The 3,467-nt window shown below is 76.0% G+C and carries 3 protein-coding genes; 1 reads left to right on the forward strand and 2 read right to left on the reverse strand.

Features of this window, described 5'->3' with window-relative positions; genetic code table 11:
- Positions 1-24: 24 nt before the first annotated feature.
- A complete protein-coding gene (locus ACFU99_RS37795) occupies positions 25-1,431 on the reverse strand; it encodes a hypothetical protein (protein ID WP_384401461.1) in 1,407 nt (468 codons plus the stop codon).
- A 331-nt stretch (positions 1,432-1,762) separates the two neighbouring features.
- On the opposite strand from ACFU99_RS37795, the gene ACFU99_RS37800 reads away from it, so the two are divergent.
- On the forward strand, positions 1,763-2,713 hold the full coding sequence (locus ACFU99_RS37800; RefSeq protein WP_384401464.1) for a GDSL-type esterase/lipase family protein: 951 nt from the start codon (positions 1,763-1,765) through the stop codon (positions 2,711-2,713).
- 53 nt (positions 2,714-2,766) lie between these two features.
- Here the strand turns inward: ACFU99_RS37800 and ACFU99_RS37805 are convergent.
- Positions 2,767-3,467 (reverse strand): hypothetical protein (locus tag ACFU99_RS37805; protein WP_384401467.1); only part of this gene is annotated, 701 nt, incomplete at its 5' end.

Genomic DNA, 3,467 nt, shown 5'->3' on the forward strand with positions numbered 1-3,467 from the left:
CCCCCGGCAAGAACCCCCAACCCCTCACCGGGCCGCGGCGTGCGGAGCCCCCGGCTGCAAGCCGTGGAGCGCCGGGTGCCCCCGGTACGGCGTGAGGCCCGCGCGCATCGACTGGACCGCGCTGCCCACCGTGTGGGAGCGCAGCCCGTCGCCGGCCCGCAGGAACTCCCGCCAGATCGCACACGCCTCCTCCAACTGGCCCATCTCCAGCAGGACTTCCGCCTGCCGCGCCAAGGTCAGCGCGCGGCCCCGGCGATCCGCGGGGGCACGGTGGCGCAGCGACTGCTCCAGCGCGCGGGACGCCGCCGTGAGCTGCCCCAGCCGGTGCAGCGTCTCGGCGGTCTGGAACGCCAGCGCCGAGGGCGGGTAGTGCCCGAAGGGCCCGTCCTCCGGCGGCCGGTCGCCGGAGTGGTCCCAGGAGCGCTCCCCGGCGCGTTCGGCGGCCGCGAGCGCGGCCAGCGCCGCGTGCTTGTCGCCGATGGCCGCACGGGTCAGCGCCAACTGGGCCAGGGTGAAAGCCCGTACCGCGTGCGGGGTGTGCGCGGGCAGCGCCTCGACCGCCCCCTCCACGCAGTGCAGCGCGGTCCGGTGGTGCCCCAGGGCCAGGGACTGAGCGCCTATCGCGCGCAGCGCCACGGCCCAAGTGACCCGGTCGCGGGTCTGGTTGGCGAGTTCCATGGCGAGCCGCAGATACCGCTGCGCCAGGCCGTGCCCCGACATGTCGGAGTGCATCCGGGCCAGGACGAACGCGAGCCGGGCGGTCTCGGTGCGCAGCGTGTCGCGTACGTCCTGCGGACCCGGTGCGCGCAGCCACGGCACGGCCGTGTCCGCGATGCAGGCGGCCAGCGCCACCCGGGCGTGTGCGCCCCCGTGCGCCTCCATCGAGGAGGCGAAGAAGCGCACCGCGCCGCGCAGCACCGTGACTTCGGACGGCCCGACGCGCATGCGCTCGGCGGACAGCGGCTCCGCCCCGCCGTCCGGCGGCTCCGCCCAGACCGGCACGTGCGACACCGCCGCCCGGAACGGGCGCAGCAGCAGCGGCGCCCGCGTCACGGGGTCCGTGTCCTGCCGGCTCAGCACGGCAAGGGCGTTGACGGTCTCGGCGGCGCCGGACCGCCGGGCGGCGGCAGGCGGTTCCTGGGGACACCGGGGTGACGGAGGAGGCTGGGGAGGCGTCTCCTCGAACCCCGCCGCGCTCACCGTCATCGCCCGTCCCGTCCTGCGCGTGAGCGCCTCGACGATCAACTGCGGCACGGGGGCGTTCGGCCGGGTGCCCGCCAGCCAGTGCGATACGGAGCTGCGGTCGTACGCGAGGCTCAGCCCGATCTCCGAGCCGACCGAATTGACCGCCCGGGCGAATGCCTCATGGGTCCATCCAGCCTCGCGCAGCAGCGCGCGCAATCGCTCATTGGGGCACCGTCGTTCGGCCATCATGCCTCCGGTAAACCGCAAATCATCATTACGGGCCGACTGCCGGGCGGCAGGGCCGGAGGCGATGCGCGACGCGTGCTCCGGCCGCTGCGGCGGGGCAGCTCTCCTCATTCATCTCACAGCTGCGACGGGGCGTGAAAGGGCGCATTGGACCGTGCGCGGAGCCATATTTCCGCCGCACCGGGCTTTCAACACTTTCAACACATGATGGTGTGTGGTTCGGCGTCATGGATTGACGATTGCGGGTAGTTCTTGATCCATGCCGACCCCTTGCCACTTCTCATCATGAATTCGGACCGATGATGAATCCACAAACGTTCTTGGAGATCACATGACCGCCCGGCCCGCCCGGCTGGGCCCTGTCGGGAAAGCGCTGTCGAGGCTCTGGGCGGCGGCGGTGCTCGCTCGCGGCGAGGAGCCCGGCCGGCAGTCCGAGGTGGCCTGCTCCGGCACGTACGGCGACGGGCCCGGCGAACCGCTGCGGCTCGTCCTCCTCGGGGACTCGGCCGCACTGTCCATCGGAGTCGAACGCCGCCCCGAGACCGTCGGATCGGTCCTGGCCACCGCGCTGTCGAAGGCCGCCGCCCGCCGCGTCGAACTCCGGGTGCTGGCCCGCTTCGGGGCGCTCAGCGGCTCCTTGAGCCGTCAGGTGGACCGGATGATGCTCGCCCACCCCGGCGTCGCCGTCGTCGCCATCGGCACCAGCGACGTCCTGGCGCCCGTACGGACCCGGACCGCCGCGCGCCACCTGGAGGGCGAGCTGCGGCGGCTCACCGACGCGGGCTGGTCCGTGACGATCGCGACCTGCCCGTACGTGCGCCAGCAGCCCGCCGTACGGCGCTGGGCCCGGTCGCTCACGGCCCGCCGCAGCCGCCGGCTCGCCCGCGCCCAGACCCACGCCGCGCTGCGCTGCGGAGCCCAGTCGGTCTCGCTGTTCGACCACCATCTCGACCTCGGTGCCGAACCCGGGCGGGACCTGCTGTGCGCCGACGGCCTGCACCCCTCGGCACGGGGCTACGCGCTGCACCTGCGGCGCCTGGTCCCCGCCATCCAGGCCGCCGCGGGCCGGGCCCGGCCGCCGGAGCACCGGGCCATGCCGGAGCCCCGGCGGTCGGCCGACGGGCCGGTGGGTACGGGGGCGTCCTGGCCGTACGGGCGCGAGGTCCCGCTCCGCACCGCCGCCGCGGCGGCCGTCATCATCCCCGGCCTCCAGTGCGCGCCGGGCCGCCCCGGCCGGGCGGTCGTGCGCCTGACGGACGTCCCGCTGCCGCTGAGCCCCTGAGTGGCGCTGCCCCGTTCCGGCCCCGGACCCGGCCGACGGGAGCCGTCAGGCCGTCAGCCGCACTCGCCGCCGGTGCCCATGGTCACGCGGTCGCCGCGGATGCCGTCGGCGCTCAGCGCGATGCCGAGGGCGCGGACGCCGGTGAGCCGCACGTACGGCACGGGAACCGGCGGCAGGACGCGGGTGGAGAAGCCCACGGGGAGCAGGCCGAAGACGCGGCCGGTGAGCCACTCGGCGCGCAGCCGCACCGTGCCGCGGACCGTCAACCGCCGCGCCGACGTGCACAGTTCATGGTCGCCGCCGTAGGACACCACCGGGTCGTCGAGAACGACGGACTCGGCCCGGCACACGCCGTGGGCGAGCGGCAGGAGCGGGCACAGCAGGCCCGTCACCGTCATGGTCCGGGCGGTGAGCGAGACGCCCGGCCCGCCGTGCGCGGGCAGGTCCGGGCGGCGGCCCCCGGTCAGGCAGTCGGCCAGCGCGGAGGCGGCCTCGCGTGCCGACGCCGGGCCCGGTGCGCGGGGGAGCGCGGCGCGCCGACAGCGCTCGCCGTCCGGAGCGGACTCCTGGGCAGCGGCCGGGGCCGGGGCGGGAGCGGCGCGCGGTTCCGGCGTGGCGGCGGGGGACGGCGCGGCGGGCGCGCGGGCGCTCGGCGGGGGAGCGGCCGGCCAGGCCGGGGCGGCCGTCGCCAGCGAGGTCGTCTGGACCAGGACCGCGAGGGCCGTCCAGCGGGTCGCCGCGCCGGTCACCGCGC

The sequence above is a fragment of the Streptomyces sp. NPDC057654 genome (assembly GCF_042800135.1).
GTDB lineage: Bacteria > Actinomycetota > Actinomycetes > Streptomycetales > Streptomycetaceae > Streptomyces.

Bases quoted from the DNA above. Each gene is read 5' to 3' on its own strand.
- ACFU99_RS37795 (WP_384401461.1), bottom strand. From the start codon at position 1,431: ATGGCCGAACGACGGTGCCCCAATGAGCGATTGCGCGCGCTGCTGCGC.
- ACFU99_RS37800 (WP_384401464.1), top strand. From the start codon at position 1,763: ATGACCGCCCGGCCCGCCCGGCTGGGCCCTGTCGGGAAAGCGCTGTCG.